Raw genomic sequence first — 1939 nt, forward strand, 5'->3', positions numbered from 1 at the left:
GACGCACAAGCTATTGATAAAAGATCATTTAGGTTCAACCCTAGCGGTCAGTGAAGTGAGCAGCAATGGCACCAATGCACGTATCACTCAAGCGTTCCGTTATGATCCATTTGGTCAACAATACGCATTACAAGCCAGTAAATTTGAAGTGTTTACAGGCTATATGCGCCAAGGCTTCACCGGCCATGAAATGCTCAATAATTTAAATGTTATTCATATGAACGGTCGGATCTACGATCCAACTTTGGGCCGATTCTTACAGGCTGATCCGCATATTCAAGCGCCGACAAATAGCCAAAGCTATAACCGCTATTCGTATGTGTTGAATAATCCGCTGAGTTATACCGATCCGTCAGGTTACTTCTTCAAGTCTTTGTTCAAAAAGTTAAACAAAGCTCTTGGGGATTTTGCTCCATTTGTAGGGCTGGCATTGATGTTTATACCGGGGGTTGGTCAATGGGCTGCTGCTAGCATGTGGAATGCTGCTGCAATAGGTTTCGTGTCAGGAGGAATTGCAACGGGTAGTCTCAGAGGGGCGTTGATTGGAGCATTCTCTGCTGCCGCTTTTCAGCAAATTGGGCAACATTTTAGGAACGCTTCAGATGCAAACTTGGGTCGATTGGCAGATGCATCCAGTGCTGCTGAGTTTGACCAAATATACAACGGTCTCCATGAATTTGGTGGCAATATGCTGACTTCTGGTCAAATAGCAGGTCAAATAGCAAGTCATGCTGCTGCTGGAGGAGTTATATCTACTCTATCAGGTGGAAAATTTGGTCATGGATTCTTTAGTGCAGGCTTCACTAAAGGGGCAGGTACTCCGATGCTCAGTTCAATGGGAGACAATGCAATAGGAGCCACTTTAGCATCAGCGGTAATTGGTGGAACAGCATCTGTGATTTCTGGAGGTAAGTTTGCTAATGGTGCTAGGACTGCTGCCTATCAAACCTTGTTCAACGGGCTGGGTGATTGGTTCAAACAGCAGGCTGCTAGATATAGTGCTGCCAAAAGGTATTCGGCATTAAACTCTGAAATTAATAGATTGGATACGCTTTACAAAGAAAACCCAGAGTTCTTACGCATGGAGATGGGGCTTGTAGGAGGTCATGAATTTTCTTCTGAGAGGGAATTCAGGCAGGCATATATTACTCTAAGAACGGATATGACTACAGAAATGGTTGAAAGTCTAAACACTATGAACAACGGTGGAGAACCAATTCTATGGAACAACGTTAAAATGAAAGGACATGTTGTCCCAGATGCAGCCGGAATTGGTTTAACGGCTTGGCCACTTTTATTTATAGGGCCACAAACTTACACTTACAATTATTCGTGTTCAAACAGGGGCTGCGCATTGGGAGAACTAGATGTTGAGTAAGCATATAAGGTCATTGTCCTTAATTTTATGTATATCGGTGCTCTTTCCGTTTGAGAAAGCACGCGGTGCAGATGATATTTTTCTAAGCGGGTGTAGTATCACTATTCCAGAAGGCTTTGAGTTGGTGCGAAAACAAGATGATCACATGGAGTATACGCAATTCGGTTTTCCAAACATCGTTTCAATTGAAAAATTCAAATTCAGCGGAGAATTTTTACAAGAGGAGTTTCAAGGAGTACCAGTAGAAATCGTTGATACATTTGAATTTGATGGAATTAAGGCGACAGTATTCGATACACTAGGAATGAAGGAAAGCTTAAATGTACGGCATGTGCTATTAGCTAATGATAATGAAGTTGTATTATTGACTTCATTCAGCCAAGAGCTTTTTTCAAAAGTTTTTTGTAGTTGTTTAAAGGGCGAGCACATAAGCCAAATTATTGAGAAAATGGGAAAATTAAATTAGAAGATCACCCACCTTAATTTGAAACCAAACCCGCTCCGGCGGGTTTTGCATTCAATGGGTTAGTTATTGTTTATAAGCTCACATGCACGTGAATT

Annotated in this window: 2 protein-coding genes; both read left to right on the plus strand. The window is 41.9% G+C overall.

The features are described 5' to 3' along the window. Nucleotides 1–1378 (plus strand): RHS repeat domain-containing protein (locus CEX98_RS22015; RefSeq protein WP_277948947.1); only part of this gene is annotated, 1378 nt, incomplete at its 5' end. Next, complete coding sequence (locus CEX98_RS22020) at nucleotides 1368–1844, plus strand: hypothetical protein (RefSeq protein WP_143484378.1); 477 nt, start codon at nucleotides 1368–1370, stop codon at nucleotides 1842–1844. The genes CEX98_RS22015 and CEX98_RS22020, both read left to right, overlap by 11 nt. The last annotated feature ends 95 nt before the right edge of the window (nucleotides 1845–1939 follow it).

The organism is Pseudoalteromonas piscicida, from assembly GCF_002744175.1.
GTDB classification, from domain to species: domain Bacteria; phylum Pseudomonadota; class Gammaproteobacteria; order Enterobacterales; family Alteromonadaceae; genus Pseudoalteromonas; species Pseudoalteromonas piscicida_B.

What these genes read in the sequence shown, in the direction of transcription:
- CEX98_RS22020 (WP_143484378.1), top strand. Translation starts at nt 1,368, where the DNA reads ATGTTGAGTAAGCATATAAGGTCATTGTCCTTAATTTTATGTATATCG.